At 38.7% G+C, this 17,926-nt stretch carries 13 protein-coding genes; 6 read left to right on the top strand and 7 right to left on the bottom strand.

Features of this window, described 5'->3' with window-relative positions:
• Nucleotides 1-134: 134 nt before the first annotated feature.
• Nucleotides 135-317 carry an LBP_cg2779 family protein gene (locus AC3B6D_RS09460; protein ID WP_489757640.1) on the bottom strand — a complete coding sequence of 61 codons (183 nt, stop codon included), beginning with the start codon at nt 315-317 and terminating at the stop codon, nt 135-137.
• A gap of 21 nt (nt 318-338) precedes the next feature.
• Nucleotides 339-998, bottom strand: a complete 660-nt coding sequence (gene lepB / locus AC3B6D_RS09455) for a signal peptidase I (protein WP_489757641.1) — start codon at nt 996-998, stop codon at nt 339-341.
• Between the two features lie 155 nt (nt 999-1,153).
• Between lepB and AC3B6D_RS09450 the strand changes: the two genes are divergently transcribed.
• The 3 genes from AC3B6D_RS09450 to AC3B6D_RS09440 are packed head-to-tail and all read left to right on the top strand — an operon-like array spanning nt 1,154 to nt 4,280.
• Nucleotides 1,154-1,930: a hypothetical protein gene (locus AC3B6D_RS09450; protein ID WP_489757642.1), complete on the top strand. Its 777-nt coding sequence runs from the start codon at nt 1,154-1,156 to the stop codon at nt 1,928-1,930.
• 3 nt (nt 1,931-1,933) lie between these two features.
• Nucleotides 1,934-2,923 carry a hypothetical protein gene (locus AC3B6D_RS09445; RefSeq protein WP_489774984.1) on the top strand — a complete coding sequence of 330 codons (990 nt, stop codon included), beginning with the start codon at nt 1,934-1,936 and terminating at the stop codon, nt 2,921-2,923.
• A complete protein-coding gene (locus tag AC3B6D_RS09440) occupies nt 2,913-4,280 on the top strand; it encodes an RsmB/NOP family class I SAM-dependent RNA methyltransferase (protein ID WP_489774985.1) in 1,368 nt (455 codons plus the stop codon). The genes AC3B6D_RS09445 and AC3B6D_RS09440 overlap by 11 nt, the downstream gene beginning before the upstream one ends.
• 378 nt (nt 4,281-4,658) lie before the next feature.
• On the opposite strand, the gene AC3B6D_RS09435 is transcribed toward AC3B6D_RS09440, so the two are convergent.
• Nucleotides 4,659-5,690, bottom strand: coding sequence for a zinc-binding alcohol dehydrogenase family protein (locus AC3B6D_RS09435; protein WP_489774986.1), 1,032 nt, complete (start codon nt 5,688-5,690; stop codon nt 4,659-4,661).
• Nucleotides 5,691-5,904: 214 nt separating this feature from the next.
• On the opposite strand from AC3B6D_RS09435, the gene AC3B6D_RS09430 reads away from it, so the two are divergent.
• Nucleotides 5,905-6,255: a winged helix-turn-helix transcriptional regulator gene (locus AC3B6D_RS09430; protein ID WP_489757646.1), complete on the top strand. Its 351-nt coding sequence runs from the start codon at nt 5,905-5,907 to the stop codon at nt 6,253-6,255.
• A 316-nt stretch (nt 6,256-6,571) separates the two neighbouring features.
• Here the strand turns inward: AC3B6D_RS09430 and fni are convergent, their stop codons facing one another.
• From fni to mvk, 4 genes are all read right to left on the bottom strand, one after another.
• Complete coding sequence (fni, locus tag AC3B6D_RS09425; protein WP_489774987.1) at nt 6,572-7,618, bottom strand: type 2 isopentenyl-diphosphate Delta-isomerase; 1,047 nt, start codon at nt 7,616-7,618, stop codon at nt 6,572-6,574.
• A 14-nt stretch (nt 7,619-7,632) separates the two neighbouring features.
• A complete protein-coding gene (locus tag AC3B6D_RS09420; protein ID WP_489775000.1) occupies nt 7,633-8,706 on the bottom strand; it encodes a phosphomevalonate kinase in 1,074 nt (357 codons plus the stop codon).
• A 73-nt stretch (nt 8,707-8,779) separates the two neighbouring features.
• Nucleotides 8,780-9,739, bottom strand: a complete 960-nt coding sequence (gene mvaD, locus AC3B6D_RS09415) for a diphosphomevalonate decarboxylase (RefSeq protein ID WP_489774988.1) — start codon at nt 9,737-9,739, stop codon at nt 8,780-8,782.
• A 10-nt stretch (nt 9,740-9,749) separates the two neighbouring features.
• On the bottom strand, nt 9,750-10,676 hold the full coding sequence (gene mvk, locus AC3B6D_RS09410; RefSeq protein ID WP_489774989.1) for a mevalonate kinase: 927 nt from the start codon (nt 10,674-10,676) through the stop codon (nt 9,750-9,752).
• Between the two features lie 89 nt (nt 10,677-10,765).
• On the opposite strand from mvk, the gene AC3B6D_RS09405 reads away from it, so the two are divergent.
• On the top strand, nt 10,766-14,239 hold the full coding sequence (locus AC3B6D_RS09405; RefSeq protein ID WP_489775559.1) for a PD-(D/E)XK nuclease family protein: 3,474 nt from the start codon (nt 10,766-10,768) through the stop codon (nt 14,237-14,239).
• Entirely contained in the window at nt 14,239-17,922 is a 3,684-nt protein-coding gene (gene addA, locus AC3B6D_RS09400; protein ID WP_489775558.1) for a helicase-exonuclease AddAB subunit AddA, read from the top strand. Before AC3B6D_RS09405 ends, addA begins: the two co-directional genes overlap by 1 nt.
• Nucleotides 17,923-17,926: the final 4 nt, after the last annotated feature.

Raw genomic sequence — 17,926 nt, 5'->3', positions numbered from 1 at the left:
TTTTGCGTAAAAAGTAAATAATTGAAAATAAATTAAATAAAAAGACTGGGACTATCAAGCTAGTTAAAGTTGACAATGATTATACTGTTAACTTCAAACTAGCTTAAAATCCCAGTCTTTTTGATAATCTCAAATTAAGAATGATCACTGATGTATTGCATAATGCGTTGCTCATCTTCTGGAGTATAATCCGCTTTACCAGCCTTGATAGCGTGGATTTTTTCTACCGAAAAATGGCTTTCAAATGCAAATTGTGCATCATTTTTGTGAGCTTTCTTTTGATATTCGATAATTAATTCCGATAAATTGTACTGCATACTAATCAATCCTCTCCTCGATTAAAATGTTTTCATATGATTTAATGGCCAGTAACGCCATTTAACAACGCCGACCACTTTATTCTTTTTAATAAAACCGATATAGCGGCTGTCCTTAGAGACACTGCGATGATCACCCATTACAAAGTACGAATCTTTGGGCACCCGATTGGTCTTTTTCATTTGCTGTAACTGTTTTTTAGAATAAATCTGCATATAGTTTGATGTTTTAGCTAACGAACTAATCGAAAAATTACCCGTATCAGCATAGCGTGTTCCATAAACACCATTGCTGCCATCATCAACTAATTTGAAACCTGGCTTCAAATAATTCTGGGATATTTTTTTGCCGTTAATATAAATTTCATTATTTTTAGCGACGACCTTTTCTCCTGGTGTGGCAATAATTCGTTTGATATAGAACTGTCCTGGCTCGTCGGGAGCATCAATGACGACCACTTCACCACGCTTTAATTGACTATGACGATAAGCAATTAAGCGATCACCGTCTTCAAACGTTGGCTGCATTGATGTACCAGAAACCCGGGCATTATCAAAGACAAAACGATTTAATAACGTGATAATGCCAAATAAAACAGCAGCTAATAAAAGGGTTTGTAACAGCCAAATGCCCCAATCCTTTAAGCTACTAGTTTCGTTAGAGTTGCTTTCTTTACTCATACTTAAACCTCACTTACCAATGATTAATAACTCTATTAATTAATATGATACACTTTTATGGAATTGATATCTTTAAAAACTTTGTTAAGATTCAATTTTGTCTCGACTTCTTAATTATGATAAACTTTTTAAATAACAATAATTTAAGGTCAACTATGCAAAATCTATCATATCCCCAACAATTACAACGATATCAAGCACAATTGCAAGCCGATAAAGAACTTAGCTATCGTTTACAGCAAATGCAATTAACACTACAAGCTTATCAAAAACAAACCTTGCCCTTTCAAAGTTTACCACCTTTGATTTTGGATGCCCAAGATTTGCAAAGATTATTACTTAATACTCAAGTTATGCCTAGTTTGACATGGCAACAAAAAGTTAAGTATTTAGAAAATTTAGCACGATTTATTGATGATTTTCGTCAGTTTCTGCAACAGCAGTATGGTGTTTGGGCCTTACTCAATCAAGCAATGTTAAATTGTTGGGTACAATGTTTCCCACAACAGTCGTACTTAGAATTAATGGCAGGCAATGCCAGTTTGAGTTGGGGACTACAACAAAGAAAACAATCAGTTATTGCGACTGATGATTTGTCTTGGTCTAAGCAAAGTCGCACCGGACATCAGCCGTGGTTACCAGTTCAGCAAGCTGATGCACTAACGGCCTTGCAGCGTTACGGCTCGCAAGTTGATGTAATTTTACTTGCTTGGAGTCCTGACCGCGAGGAAATTGATTGGCAAATTTTAAAAGAGTTACGCTCTTGGACAACTCGTCCACAATTATGGGTCATTGGTGAATATCGTGGGGCTACGAATAGTTTACGCTTTTGGCAAGGGGCCCATTTACATTACGATGCCAGAATTGCTAAGATTAATCAATTTTACCCAACCTTTGATTTAGTTAAAGATCATTTATTTGTAGTCAGGTGAATTATGAAAAGAACAATTGTTTTAAATATTTTAATGATATGCTTATTAGTGTTAGCAGGAGTTGTGGTTTCCAAAAATGATTTACGCAATTACCAAACACTGATGGATCGGGGGAATATTCGAGAAAATGCACTAATTTTTCCGTCACGTTCACGCCAATCAATTCCAACGGTTTTACGAAAGTTTGAACGAAACAATGTGAAACATTATCAAATTAATTTTATTCAAAAAAAGAACCCCAACTTAAGTTATGTGTATATGTCACATAATGTCAAAGCTTTACCCATGACCAATGGTCGCTTTTTTTCACCAAGTGATTTTCAATCGCCAATCCCGTTTGTGGTTTTAGGTCGTGATCTTGGTCAAAAGACGTATAAACCTCAGTATCAAGCTTATTATCAATTAAACCATAACTACTATTCTGTGATTGGTTATACTGGCTTGAGCAATACCTCGAAACTCAATCAACATATCTTTATTTCAACTTCGCCCAAACAACATAATCATACTCAGATTCGACATTATCAAATTGTGATTGATGGACAATTATTAAATCATCCGCAAAAACTTAAAAGAGTTCAAACTATCTTGCATGCTAGTTATCCTTATCGTTCAGCAAATCAAATTAATAATATTAAGCAAAGCTGGTGGCTACGTTGGGGGTGGACGTTGCTGATTTTGTCAGGAATTGCGTTGTTAGTTCTATTTTTAAGCTTTTTTGTGCAAATTCCTGCGGTACAGTTATTGAAACGCTCCTTACTCAATGGTGATTTACTTTTAGACTTTCAATTTGGCAATTGGTTGAAATTTGTGATTACCGAAATGGTGACTTTTGGTGTCGCGTTAATCATTATTTTTGCTAAAATTCAAATTGTTAGTTGGAAATACTTTATGCTGTACTTAATCTTTTTATTTATTGCAGTCATTTTATTAGCAGCGTTTCAATTATTAATTAATCATAAGAATAAAAATGAGGCTCTTCATGAAAAATGAGTTACCGGCAACATTTGTCGCAAAGTATCAACAGTTATTGGGCACTCAAGCGGCGCCTTTCTTAGCTAGTTTTCAACGACCCGCAACGCACGGCTTTCGTTTAAATCCTGCTAAAAGTTCAACTGCCTTAGTCAATGAGGACTTAAGTCAACCGGTCTTTGGCGTGGATAATGGTTATTACGGTCAAGTTAGTGGTAAAGCGATTGATCATTTAGCGGGGTGGGTTTATTCGCAAGATCCGAGTGCCATGAATGTGGCCCAATTTGCTCAGCCGCAACCGGGGGAGCGAGTTTTAGATTTATGCGCAGCTCCTGGAGGCAAAAGTACGCAATTAGCAGCTTTTTTACAGGGGAAGGGCTTACTAGTAGCTAACGAGATAAATTCAGCGAGAGCGAGGACTTTATCCTCAAATATTGAACGTTGGGGGATTACTAATGCAATAGTGACCAATAATTCACCAGCGCAATTGGCCAAGGTTTGGCCGCAATATTTCGACTGTATTGTAGTGGATGCACCTTGTTCAGGGGAAGGTTTGTTTCGTAAAGACCCAGAAGCCATGAAGTATTGGTCTTTGGATTATGTCTTGCAATGTGCCAAATTACAACGTCAGATTCTAGATTCAGCCGTGACAATGTTAAAGCCAGGAGGCCGTTTGATTTATTCAACTTGCACATTTGCTCCGGAAGAAGATGAGCAAAACATTGCCTGGTTAGTTGAGCATTATCCGGTGAAAATTATTGATTTACCAACTACCGCGCAGATGGATCATGGCTATCCTGAATGGGGCAATGGTCATGCTGATTTAACCAAGGCTGTACGCTTGTTTCCCCAGCATTATGCAGGTGAGGGGCATTTTATTTGTGCGCTGCACAAAAATGGAACCCAAGCTGCCGATTTATCGGCTCCAGCTGCTGTTTTAAAACATTCGAAAACCAAAAAACGGACTTCCTTAGACTTAACGACTTGGCAACAGTTTGTCCAGCAAACATTGACGCAGTCCTTGGACATTAAACCGCTGGTACAAGGTACTGAATTATATAGTAGTGTGATTGATGGTCAGGCGGTACCAACACTGCACGTTTTACGTAATGGTTTGAAATTGGGCACGTTTAAGAAAAATCGCTTTGAACCCAATCATGCCTTAGTATTGGCGTTAGCACCGGAGCAATTTCAACAAGTCATTGAGTTAACTGCGGAGCAATTCCAGCATTTTGTGCATGGTGAGGCTTTAACTTTGCAACAACGTTATGACTATCAAGGATTTGTGGCAGTTAGTTTTGAACATAAGATTTTTTCATGGGGCAAATTGGTTCAGCAACAATTGAAAAATTTTTATCCGAAGGGTTTAAGACAGTAAGCTTAGTCGGTAAATTCAAAAATTAACCGTGTTTATCGTTTAAAGAATATGTCAATCGCAATTAGTAGCGAAATGATAACCTAAGGTGAAACACAAAAAATGTTCGTATTTGATTGATGATGAAACTTCCAAAGTTTTTTTTATTTTGGGGTTTACATCAATTATGGATACGAACATTTTTTAGTACTGCTCCAAAGCAGAAGTTTGGGTGTAATGGTTACAAAAGCTTGTAAATTTCCAGAGCAATTGATTATCACGTGTTGAAATGATTGCGCCACTTGCTAATTAACAGCGTGATGTCGGAGATTTTTTGAAGTGTTGGCTGATCCTTAATCAATTGCCAGCTACTGCAAGATTTTGCAGATATTTATCAGCTAGTTAAGGTTGCCATCCTGTTAGGACAACTTTGCCCTTCATATGTCCCGTTTCCACATCAGCGTGCGCTTTTTTCATGTTTGCAGCGTTGATGGGGGCGTAATTAATTTTGTTAATTGGTTGCAGTTTGTTTTCTTCATATAATTGCGCGATTGTATTTAAAATTTTGTGTTGGGAAATCATGTCTTTAGTTTGATAATATGATTTGCTGTACATCCATTCCCACGAAAAAGTGATGCGTTTTTTGGTCAGTTTTTGGAGGTCAATTAAACGCTGATTTTCGGTAGTTGCGACTACTTGACCGTCAGGTTTGATGATTTCCGCAATTTCATCCCAATGAGCGTCCAGATTGTTGAGATTTAAAATATAATCTACGTATTGAAAGTTTAACTGACGGATTTGCTTAATTAAATTTTGGTGATGATCGACTACATAATCGGCCCCTAATTGTTTAACCCATTGAATCGCACTGTCTTGAGCTGCGGTTGCGATCACTGTAAGATTAGCTAGTTTGGCCAGTTGGATAGCGATAGATCCCACACCGCCAGCACCATTGATAATTAATATAGTTTGGTGGCTCTTAATGGTAGGGTCAATCTTTAACTTCTCAAATAAAGCTTCGTATGCGGTTAAGCCTACTAAAGGAACTGCGGCGGCGGCTTCGTTTTTTAAATTAGTTGGGGCCCATCCGACAATTCGCTCGTCAACTGCTTGGTATTGGGAATTACTACCAGATCTAGTGAAATCGCCGGCATACCAAACCCGATCACCAGTAGCAAATAAGGAGACTTGAGGACCGGTTTTGATAACTGTTCCGACAGCATCCCAACCAATGATTTGCGGAACTGTTAATTTAGTAGTACTTCCTGATTTGCGAACACCAATATCCACTGGGTTAACAGAAACGCCCTCCACCTTAACTAGTAAGTCATGAGCTCTAATAGTAGGTTCTAGAATGGTTAAGTCTTCGAAACTGTTCGCGTCAGAAATTGGTAGGTGTTGATAAAAACCGACAGCGTGAATTTTTTTAGTCATCTTTATTACCTCTCAGTAATGAAGATACTAATACAATTTCAAAATATTGGAAGAAGTGAATTTAAAAGCATTAGGTGAATTTAAATTCACCTCTAGTATCATTTCACTTAAAATGTATAATATATTTTATTGATTAATGAAAGTGAAAAAATTTAAAGTGGCTGAGTTGAGTGTTTTACAGAGAATTTTTAATTAACAACAGGTGAATTTTAAAATGCGAAAGAATTATAATTGCGACTTAGGATGTCCGGTACAAAATACCTTGCAATTCATATCGGGTAAATGGAAATGTGTGATTTTATATCACTTATTTAAAAATAGTGTCTTGCGCTTTTCTGAATTAGAGAGAAAGCTGCCTTATGTATCTAAAAGAATGTTGATTAAGCAGTTAAATGAACTAGAAAGTGATGGGATCATTGATAAAACAATTTACCCGGTTGTCCCGGTGAAGACTGAATATCGAGTTTCAGAATTTGGACAAACCCTCTCTTTTGTGATTGAAGCTCTGGAAACTTGGGGAACGGACTATTCACGGACAATGGTGAGGCAAGATTCAAGATTATAGATCAGTCAGGAATAATGCTTTGGCAGAACAGGATGAATTACAGTCTAAAATCAATCACAAATCGGATATTTGAGAGAAGTTAGAAGGGCTTGAACCTTAACTGAGGTTTTTATCATAATGTTTTTAGGTTTAACTGCGGACTAGCCTGAAAGCTGCCAACTTAGTTTTTTTTATAGATATAAAAGAAACTGGGGCAAAATTTCGGCTCATAACAAAAACGCAAGACAATCTTGAATTTTTTGATTGTCCTGCGTTTTTTGTTATGAAACTTCCAAAGTTGGTATTTAACTTTGGACTTGGAGGTTAATCTTCTGTATTAAATTTGTTGTAAGAAGTTGACTAATTCGGAACTTAAAACATAGTGCACCTGGGTTAATTCTGTGATGTTCTGACACCCTAACAATAGCATGATTTGTTGTAATTGTTGAATGAATTCTTGTCCAGCATGGATGGTCTGTTCTAAGCCTGAATGCTTTAAACTATGCAAAACGGGGGCTGCTATGCCCACAGCTTTTGCACCCAAAATTAAACATTTGACAGCATCTAAGGGATTACGAACACCACCGGAAGCCCAGAAATTCAAATCTGTTAATTTAGCTTGATTGATCGCTAATAAAGATTCTAAAGTGGTCAGCCCCCAATTTTGTAAGAACTGATAATCAGTCTGATGATTACGTTCATTTTCAATTTGGACAAAATTAGTGCCTCCACGACCACCAATATCAATGTTTTGCACGCCCAATTGCTGCAACTGCTGAATGCCAGACACACTCATGCCACAACCGACCTCTTTAATAATAACAGGCACACTCACTTGTGTGATAAGGTCTTTTAAGTTTTGACTCCAACAAAAATTAGTTTGGCCTTCAGGCATGACCACTTCTTGAGCGGCATTAACGTGAACCTGTAAATAATCAGCTTGAATTAAGTCAATGCACTTTTGGGCATCCTGACAAGTAGTAGCAGCGGAAACGTTAGCCAAAATGACACCTTCGGGATTGGTTTGCCGAACAATTTGGTACGATTGGCGGACAGCGGCATTATCAGGATAGCGTAAATAATTACTCATCGAACCGACAGCCATGGCCAAATTTAATTGGTTCGCGACTTGCGCCAATTGCCGATTTAATTGGGTTACTTGCGGAGCGCCACCCGTCATTGCATTAATATACAATGGTGCTGCTGTCACTTTTTTAGTAGAAGGCCAAGTAAAAGTAGAATCAATTTGTTGGCTGGTTATATCTGGGATGATTGGGGCAACGACCCGGAATTGTTGAAAGTCAGCATTGGCAGACTGATAAAATTTTTCGGATAAAAAAATGTGTTCATTCTTACGTTGTAGATCATAAGGTTGTTTGGGCATAAAGACCTCCCAGATTAATTAAAAGGGGTATAGACATTAAAGTTCAACGGCTGAATACCGTTTTCCTGCCAAGCTTTTAACAGTTGCTTAGTTTGTTGATCGTCTTGAATCATGGCAATACCACAATCACCACCACCGGCGCCCGAACTTTTAGCAGCTGCATGAAATTGTTGTGCTAATTCACAAAGCTTATCTAAGCGAGCTGTTTCAATAATCACACCACTAAAGTCGGCTAATTTTTGTAGAATGCGGCGATTAATTGTTAACTGCTGTAAAATCAGTTGCGCGTTGTTTTCTTTAAAACCTTGAATCATGGTTTTTAAACACTGCTTGGAAGCAGTTAAAAACTTTTGGTAATTTTGCTTTTGGTGTGCCCGAGCGGCGGCAATTTTATCGACTAATACCGGCGTTGAAGCAGGACTACCACTCCAACCGATTAATAATTTGAGATTGGGCGGACAAGTTAATGATTCAATTTTGAGTTGCGGCCATGGCTGTTGAATGACTTGAACTAAGGAGTTGGTTTTTAGTTGCTGGGTGAGCCATTGACGATCCGGTGATTGATAAGCAATCCAACCACCATAGACACTGGCGGCAATGTCGCCGAAAGAACCATTATTTTGAACCATAAAATGAGAAATAGCTGCTAATTTAAAAATTTCTTCTTTAGATAAGTTTAGTTGGTAAAATTGTGCTAAAGCGCTGACTGTTGCTACAGTTACCGCTGCTGAAGAGCCCAAACCGTACTTTTTTCCATCGTCAGCATCTAACTGACTATTCACATTGACATCAAATAATTCTAATGAATGATTTTGTTCCAACGCATATAACTCTGTATATTTGATGGAGGATAAAATGTATTCAAATGGATTATCACGATTATCAATAACTAATTGATTGCCTTCTCTTTGCCAAATGACGGGCATTTCTTCATATTGTTTCGAATTAATTGTACCATGATCGTGCGCACGATTAATGGAGACCGTCACGAATTGATCCAAAGACACCACAATTGCTGGATACCCAGGCTCTACTACGGCATACTCCCCCGCAATATATAATTTACCTGGAGCTTTCACAGTTATCAATTCATCAAACCCTTTCATTGTTTGTACTATCTGTCTGTGTTGTAAAACACCAAAAAAATATTATAGCATAATTTTATTGAATTCCCGGTCCCGGTTTGAGAATTGTCGTAGTGGCTTGCGGAAAATTGGTTTGAATTTGTTGTTGTACCGTTACCACATCATTATTAGAAGTAATGACTTTGACATTCGGACCGGCATCAATGGTGGCATAGGCCAAGCAACCTTGCTGTCTTAATTTTGCCAAAAAATTGATGAGGCTTATGGTATCTGCCGAAAAATAAGAAAAACCAGGACGAGCCGTCCAATTTAAAGCATGCATTGCTAAAGCATTATTTTGCGAGATCAGGCCAATTTGTTCCAAATCTTGGTTGGCAATGGCATTAAGCATAGCATTCAGATCTGTTTGGACAATTTGGGGCCAAGCTTTGTAAAAAGGTGAGGTTTGCACCGCGTGTTGCATGCCTTGAGTTGAGGAAATTTTTTTAGGTTGTTGATTAAAAACCACGCTCACGATGCGAATAGGAATTTGGTTAGGTGGTTGGATAGGTTCAGAAAAAGAACTTTGATCGTCTGTGCCATGATGCCATTGGACAAAGCCCCCGAAGATTGACCGCGTAGCAGAACCCGAGCCCATACGGGCTAAGCGTGAGAGCGCGGTTTTATCTAAATTCATTTGAAATAAGTGATTAAGAGAACCAGCCAAAGCAGCAAAACCCGAAGCTGAGGAGGCTAAGCCAGCAGCAGTGGGCACATGATTATCAGTTTGCACACAAATGGCGCGGTGGGAGTGATTTAAATGTCGAACATAATCTAAGAATTGATGCGTGCGTTGGAAAAATTTGGCCGGCGCAATTTCTTGATTGAGCCAAATTTGATCTTGAGGACCATCAATAAATTCAGTTGTCGTCGTCGTATAATAGCCATCTAAAGTTAACGATAAACTATCAGTATATGGTAAGCGTAATTGCTGGTCTTTTTTGCCCCAATACTTGATGAGGGCGATATTGGTATGAGCTGTGGTAGTTGTGGACATTGATTAATTCCTATCTTTGTTGAAGTGATTGAATCCAAGTTTGGTGAGCACCGGCATTCATGACAGCCTGGCTGATAGTTTGAGCACTAGTTTGATCTGAAGCTAGGGCAATCAAACAACCGCCACGACCACCGCCAGTGATTTTAGTGCCGAGCGCGCCTGCTTGATTAGCAACTTGAATTAATTGATCGAGAAAAGGCAAACTGATTTTTAAGTCATGTAAAATCGTTTGGGCTTGTGTAAAAATGTGGCCGAGTTGCGTGACTTGTTGTTGCTGTAAACAGGTTTGTGCTTGCTTAGTCAATTGTCCTAATGTAGCTAATCTTTGATTGACCAATTGTGGTTGTTGCTGTTTCAACACGCGTAAGTCATGCACCGCTTGGCCCGTGTTCCCGGTAATTCCAGAGTCAATAATAACTAAGTAGGCACAGAGATTCATGGTAAACGGCTGAATTAATTGATCTTTAATAAAATAGATCGGTTGCTTGGAGTTGACGGTGACGGCATCGACACCACTCGGAGTACCATGGATAATTTTCTCAGAAAAATTAGTATAATGAAGTAATGTAGCCTGTTCTAAAGGCGTATGTGTATAATTAAAGAGTGCCTTAGTAATGGCCGCTCCAGTGGCGGCGGAGGAGCCCATTCCACGTTCAATGGGCAACTGACTAGCAATGGTTATTTGCAGGTGCTGGGTAATGGGTAAATCGCGCATTAATAATTTAATTAAGGTCGCAATTCCTTGTAATTCTGGTAAAACATTGGTTAATGAACCGTGATAATATTGAGAAGCAATAGTTGTTTCAGTTGTTGTGGGTTGAACCGTTACCGTGGTGGGAATATCCAAGAGCGGAATAGTGATGGCTGGTTGGCCGTAGACCACCGCGTGTTCACCGATTAAAATTATTTTACCGTGGGCTTGACCACAATTCGTCATAAAATCACCTTTCTCATAGTCTTTTATTTTACACAATTTAGACTTAAAACGCACCTTTTCATCGTTAAAAGTTTATCCAGGAGGTTTTCATGTCATTAAAATTAGTTTTGGGTACGATGCAAAAAGACAAGCACGCTTTAATGTTAAAAGACTTAAAGCAGCAACTAAAACAGTATCCGCAAGATAATTTTATTTGGTTAGTGCCAGATCATGTGAAGTTTGAACGGGAAGTGCAGATTTTAACGCAATTAAAATCCGCTCCCCAACAGATTATTGCAACCAATCGGCTACAAGTTTTTTCTTTTTCTCGCTTGGCGTGGTATTTTTTACGCAACGATCCCATTTATCAAAGTCCACAGTTAACCCAGACAACGAAAGTGATGTTATTAGCTGATATTGTGCAACAACAAGCTGAACAATTACATTTATACGGCGGTGAGGTTAAACACATTGGTTTTATTCAAAATTTACAACAACAACTAGATAATTTAATCAAAAATCATATTACGCCGCAACGCTTACAGATCATGGCACAAGATATCTCACAAACTGGTGATTTGCATTTAAAGCTATTAGATTTAAGTTTAATTTACGAACAATACTGGCAAAAGATCACGACAAATTATAATGATGAGCACCAGTTATTAACATTGTTAACCCAGTTTTTACGGGCTGATCCCCAACAACAGCAGTTACATTATTTTATTAGTGATTTTACACAATTTTCGGCAGAGGAATTATTAGTTTTACAGGCTATTTTGACTCATGCTGCGACTGTCGAAATAAGCCTGACCTTAGATCATCCGGTTAATGACCAACAAACAACGCCTTTTTTTCAACGACCCCAACAAGTCTTTCAATGGTTGACGCAGACTTGTCGCCAAAGTGGCGTTGCTTATACAACACAAGTGGCTCAAGCTCGACGAGTAACGGCGGATTTAGCTTGCGTGGAAGACTTTTGGATCGCCCAAAATACTCAATTAACGCATCCACAACCGGAACAATTGCAGGATGATAGTTCAGTACAGATTTGGCAAGCTAGCACGCAGCAACAAGAGTTATTAGCAGTGACTACTTATATTCGACAGTTGGTGGCGACTCAAGGTTACCGCTACCGTGACTTTTTGGTTTTAGCACGGAATTTAACGGATTATCAACAAATAATTGATCCGTATTTTCAAAATCAAGGCTTGAGTTATTTTGTGGATTTACCACATTCGATGCGTGATCATGCATTTAAAGATGTGATTGATAGTTTATTTGCTTTAGTGCAAAATAATCTGCAATACGCTGATATTATGCGCTTATTGCGGACAGAATTAGTAGTACCGCAAGATTTGACCTTAGAACAGTATCGCCAAGCAGTTGACCTCACGGATAATTACTGTTTAGCGCATGGCTTACAAGCTAGGGATTGGCTTGCGGCTAAAGACTTTGCGGCTTTAGGGCAGCATCCGACAACAGAAATTCAGCATCAATTTAAACAAATTAATACGATTAAGCATTTGGTGGCCCATATTTATCACCAAGTACAACAACTAGTGCAACAAGAAATCACTGTCCAACAAGCTTGCAGCCAGTTATATCAATTACTAGTTGATTTACAAGTCTTTGCTAACCTCAAACAATGGGAAACAGCTGCCATTGATCAAGGAAATTTAGCGTTGAGTCAACAGCCAGAGCAAGTAGTGAATACTTTCGTACAGATTTTAGACGAATTTGTCGACTTATTTGGTACTCAGAAATTTGCGGCTACGGAGTTTTTAATTGTTTTGGATAATGGTTTTGATGAAGCTCAGTATTTAACTATTCCGGCGGCGTTAGATGCTGTCCAAATCTCGGGTTTAGGAGCACAGCAAGTCGCACAACGAAAAATTACCATTATTTTAGGTGCTAATGACCAGGATATGCCACAAGTTAATGAAGCGGTGAGTTTGTTTAGTGATGATGATTTAGCGGCCTTACAACCTTTACTGACTAGTGATGAAACACTGCCACTCACTAAAGAACAGTTAAATAGTTTTGAACCATATTTACATGATCTGGCCTTTTTAAGTAGCAGCCAAAGATTAATTTTTACTTATGCGCAAACTAAAAATGAAGCTGCCGTCCAATTATCACCCTATGTGCGAATCTTAAAGCAGCACTTTCAGATTACTGAACAAGTGGTGGACTTTGTGGAACCCACTTCACCGACTGCGGTTTTACAATTATTAGGTAGTCCCGTTTTGACAGCGGATCATTTATTGGCTGTTTATCGTCATAGTAAAACCCAACAAATTCCTGTCGCCCCAGCTTGGCAGGCCATTAAGGACTTGCTTTTTCAATCTGATGGTGCCGCTCAGCAGTACTTGTCTAAAATTTGGTCCGGCTTATCTTATCAAAATATTGCTGTTCCGTTAACAGCCCAAATTAGTCAACAATTGTACGGTCAAGAATTGACAGTCTCCATTTCTCAACTTGAAACGTTTTATCAGAATCCTTACGAATATTTTTTGAAATATGGTCTAGGATTAAAGCCGCGTCCAGAATTTAAAATTACGCCAGCTAATCAAGGAACGTTTTTTCATGAAGTGATGGACTTAACGGTGAAGCAATTACAAATGAAAGATATTGCGTGGAGTGAATTGCAAGCAAAACAGTTACAGGCAATTGCCCAACAAGTTATTGAACAAGTCTTGGCACAGCCAGCTTACCAAATCTTTTCGCACAATGAACAATTCATCCAGCAACGGATGGTGATGACGGTTCAACAATCGCTGGAAGTTTTACGGCAACAAGCTCAGGACGCACAATTTACCCCGTGGAAAACCGAGGTAACTTTTGGGCAAGTTGGGGCGCAGCATGATTTGCAACCCTTGCGCCTAGAATTAGCGGATGAGCACCAAATTATTGTGCGGGGGCGGATTGATCGGATTGATCAATTGCAAAGTGCCCCGAACTATTATTTTGTGGTCGATTATAAATCCAGCGCTCGAGATTTTGATTTTAAAAAGTTTTACGCCGGTTTAGACTTGCAGATGATGACTTATTTAACCAGTTTATTAAATGATTCGTCATTATTTAATGGCGCAATGTTACCGGTTGGTGGTTTTTATTTTCATTTACAAAATCCCGCAGTCAATGTTGAAGATTTGAAAGGCGATTTGAGTCAAGCGGCTAATTTGTGGTTTAAACAGTATCAGTATAAAGGTTTGATTATTGACGATGGCAAGAGTGCCTTAGCGTTAGATCCATCAATTGATGAGACAGCGTCACAAGTTTTTCAAATTGGAAAAAAACATCGGGTTTTAGCTAGTAAAGTGGTGAGTCCGACCCAATTTCAACAGATGGTTGATTTTAATCAAAAGTTGATTAAGCAAGCAGCTCACCAAATTTTTCAAGGTGTTGACGCCATCAGTCCTTTACGTTTAAACCGGCAACAAACCACTTTGCAATATAGTGATTATTTGCCAATTATGCAATTTGATGCCATGTTACCGGAAAATCAATATCGAAATTTAACCAAATTGAATAAGAAAAAATTCTTTGAGTTGTTGCAGCACGAAAAGGAGCAAAAGTAATGACAGAATTTAGTCCGACTGCAGATCAACGCCAAGCACTAATGGCTACGGGCAGTGATATTTTGGTTTCAGCGTCTGCTGGGGCCGGCAAAACTAAAATCTTAGTGGAACGTATTGTTCGGCAATTGCAACAGGGTGAACAGATTGAGCACTTATTAATTGTCACTTTTACTGAAGCAGCGGCTCAAGAAATGAAGCAGCGCTTATTACAACAAGTTCAGCTGGCGGCTCAACAAGCTACCAAGCCACAATTAGTGCAGCACTTACGCGCCCAATTAGCTAAAATTCCGGGCGCTTCTATCAGCACTTTGCATGCCTTTTGTTTACAAGTAATTCGTAAATTTTATTATTTAATCGACTTAGATCCAGTTTTTCGTTTGTTAAGTGACTCTAATGAACGCTTTTTGCTCCAAGAACGGGCTTGGCAGCACGTTCGCAGTGCGTATTACCAAGCCGCCGATAGTGACTTTCTAGCATTAGAAAATAATTTTGCCACGGGTAATGACGATAGTGAAGTGGAAAATTTATTTTTTAAATTAACCGACTTTGCGTTAACTAATGAAAATCCCCAGCAGTGGTTGCACCAATTAGCCGCGGATTATCAAGTAGTTGGTGACGTGAGTGCCGCCAATTTTTATCAAAAATATTTTTTAGATTTTTTGGAACAACAATTGCATTATCTAATTGTACAAGTCAGTGATTTAGCCGAACAAGCTACTAATTTTACGGAGCTAAATGGTTATCAAACCAGTGTTGAGACGTTGTTACAGCAAGTTAATGCGTTATTAACTGATCTCAAGCAATTAAAGTGGGATCAGTTGCGCCAACGCGTTTTAGCATTAACACCGATCAAGGGACGGGCTAAAGCTAAAAGTGATAGTAGCATTGTGGAGCCGTTTAAAGCTAAGAAAAAAATCGTGAGTCAATTAATCCAGGAATGGCAATATAAGTATTGTGTTTTAGATAACAATCAATGGTGCCAAATTTTACAAGCTAGTGAACATTTAATTGATAAAGTGGTAGAAGTTGAAGAGTGCTTTTTAACGGCTTTTCAAAAACAAAAGCAGCGTCAACATAGCCTAGACTTTAATGATTTGGAACATTATTGTTTAAAAATCTTGCAGGTGGATTATCAAGGACAACAAGTTGCCCGAGAATATTATCAAACTTTATTTCACGAAATTTTAGTAGATGAGTATCAGGATACTAATCCATTACAAGAAGCAATTATTCAACAAATCAAACAGTCAAATCCCGGTAATTTATTTATGGTGGGCGATGTTAAACAGTCAATCTATGGTTTTCGGCAGGCAGCACCATTTTTATTCACGCATAAATTTCAAGCCATGCAACAAGACCCAACTGTTGGTCAATTGATTAATTTAACGACTAATTTTCGCTCACATCCCAATGTTTTAGCCACAGTCAATGAAATCTTCCGTCATATTATGGATCAAACCTTAGGGGAGGTCGACTATGACCAAACGGCGCAGTTGCAAGCTGGTAGTCAGTTTCCCGCCAAGTGTGATGCTACTAGCGAGGTGTTGTTCTTACAGCAATCTTCCTTGACTGCGAGCCATTTGACGAATGAACAAGCACAAATTCAATTGATTATTCAACGCATTCAAGAGTTAAAAGCGGCTAATTTTCAAGTTTATGATCGGCAAACGCAAAAATTACGTCCCCTCCGTTATAGTGATATTGCTATCTTGACGCGGGTAAAAAGTTTGAATAATGATTTAATTGAACAATTTAATCAAGCACAAATTCCGATTGTCGTTCATGATGCTGCTAATTATTTTCAGGCAACCGAAGTGCAAGTCATGTTGTCGATGTTAAAAATTATTGATAACCCTCAACAAGATATTGCTTTAGTAGCAGTCTTGCGTTCGGCCATTGTTGGTTTAGATGAAAATGAATTAGCGTATTTACGGATTAATCAACGTGGCGATAATTACTATCAACGAGTAGAACATTATTTAAAAGATCGAGAGTATAACCAAAAAAATGCTTTTGCGCAGCGCTTAACGCAAAAAGTGACGACTTTTATGGAGCAATTAACCAGTTTTCGCAGATTAGCACCGAAAATTAGTTTGGCCGCCTTAATTTGGCAGGTTTATTTAAAGACGGGATATTTGTCTTATGTGCAAGGGATGCCTAACGGTTCCCAACGGGTCAGCAATTTGCACGCTTTGTACCAACGAGCTGATGAATTTGAGCAGCAAGGATTTAAGGGACTGTTTCAGTTTATTCATTTTATTGAACACATTGAAGATAACGATCAAGATTTGAGTCAACCAGTTGAACACCATGGACAACAAGATGAAGTGCAGGCCTTAACGATTCATGGTAGTAAAGGCTTGGAATTTCCGCTTGTCTTTGTTTTAAATCTGGATCATAGTTTTAATTTGATGGATGTTAGAAAAGGGTATTTATTAGATGCCCAGCAGGGCATGGGAATTAAGTATTTAGATACAAAAAACCGTATCTTTTATGAAACCCTGCCGATGACCGCTTTAAAAGCTAATCAAAAAAATAAGGTTTTGTCAGAAGAAATTCGTTTGCTTTATGTAGCGTTAACCCGAGCTCAACAAAAGTTGATTTTGGTGGGGTCAGTTAAAGATGATCCGGAAGTGGCGTTTGAGAAATGGCACCTAGGACTAACTGGCGAAACAACCGTTTTAGATATTGGTTTGCGGACCAATTTTCATTCGTTTCAAGAGATGATCCAGCCCATTTTGGCCTTAGCCGGCACGTTGAAACAGCAAGCTGAAACCATAGTGATTGAACCTAAAAAGAATAGTAATTTTCAGTTTGTGGCTCGCTTTATGGCAGTTCCGTTAGAAAAGAAAAAGCCGCTACTAACACCCCCAAATGATCAAACAACTGCGACTAGTGTACCAGTAATGGATAATCTTTTTCTGAAAACTGCGCGGCAAATTTTAGGCTTTCAATATCCTCAACAAATTGCTACCACCACGACTGCTTATCAATCCGTCTCCGAAATCAAGCATTTATTTGCGAATCCCGATGATCAAACCTTACCCACTTTAGATTTACAAGCCCAGTCAACTTCCGGTCAACGTTATGTCTTAAATGATTTTAAGCGGCCGAGGTTTTTAAGTCAGGATAAATCCCAGGTGACACCAGTTGATGTGGGGAGTGCTACGCATTTGTTATTGCAAAAAATCACTTTAACGCAGACCCCCACGCAGCAAGATTTTCAGGCTTTAGCCCAACAGTTAGTGGCACAAAAGGTGTTGAGTGCCAATGTGGTGCAACAGATTGATTTTGTCAGCTTAGAAAACTTCTATGCTTCTACTTTAGGACAGCAGATTATTGAAAATCAAAAAACCTTACACCGAGAATGGACTTTTTCGATGGTTTTGCCGGCCCAACAAATTTTTCCCCAACAACAACTAGGTGATGATCAAATTCTAGTCCACGGAATCATTGATGGTTTATTTGTTAATCAAGCCCAACAAGTAGTGTTATTTGATTATAAAACTGATCACGTTAATTTACGGCAAGCTACAGGGGAACACTCAGTCCAACAAATTGTACAGAAATATTCGGGGCAGCTCAATTTGTATCAACAAGCAGCCCAACAAATTTTGCACTTACCGGTAGTAGATAAATTCCTTTGTTTATTGTCCGTTAATCAAATAATTAAGGTAAACTAGACTG

It is taken from the genome of Bombilactobacillus sp. ESL1097 (genome assembly GCF_058107205.1).
The sequence above is the reverse complement of the archived record's forward strand: the minus strand, read 5'-3'. Positions and strand labels throughout refer to the sequence as shown.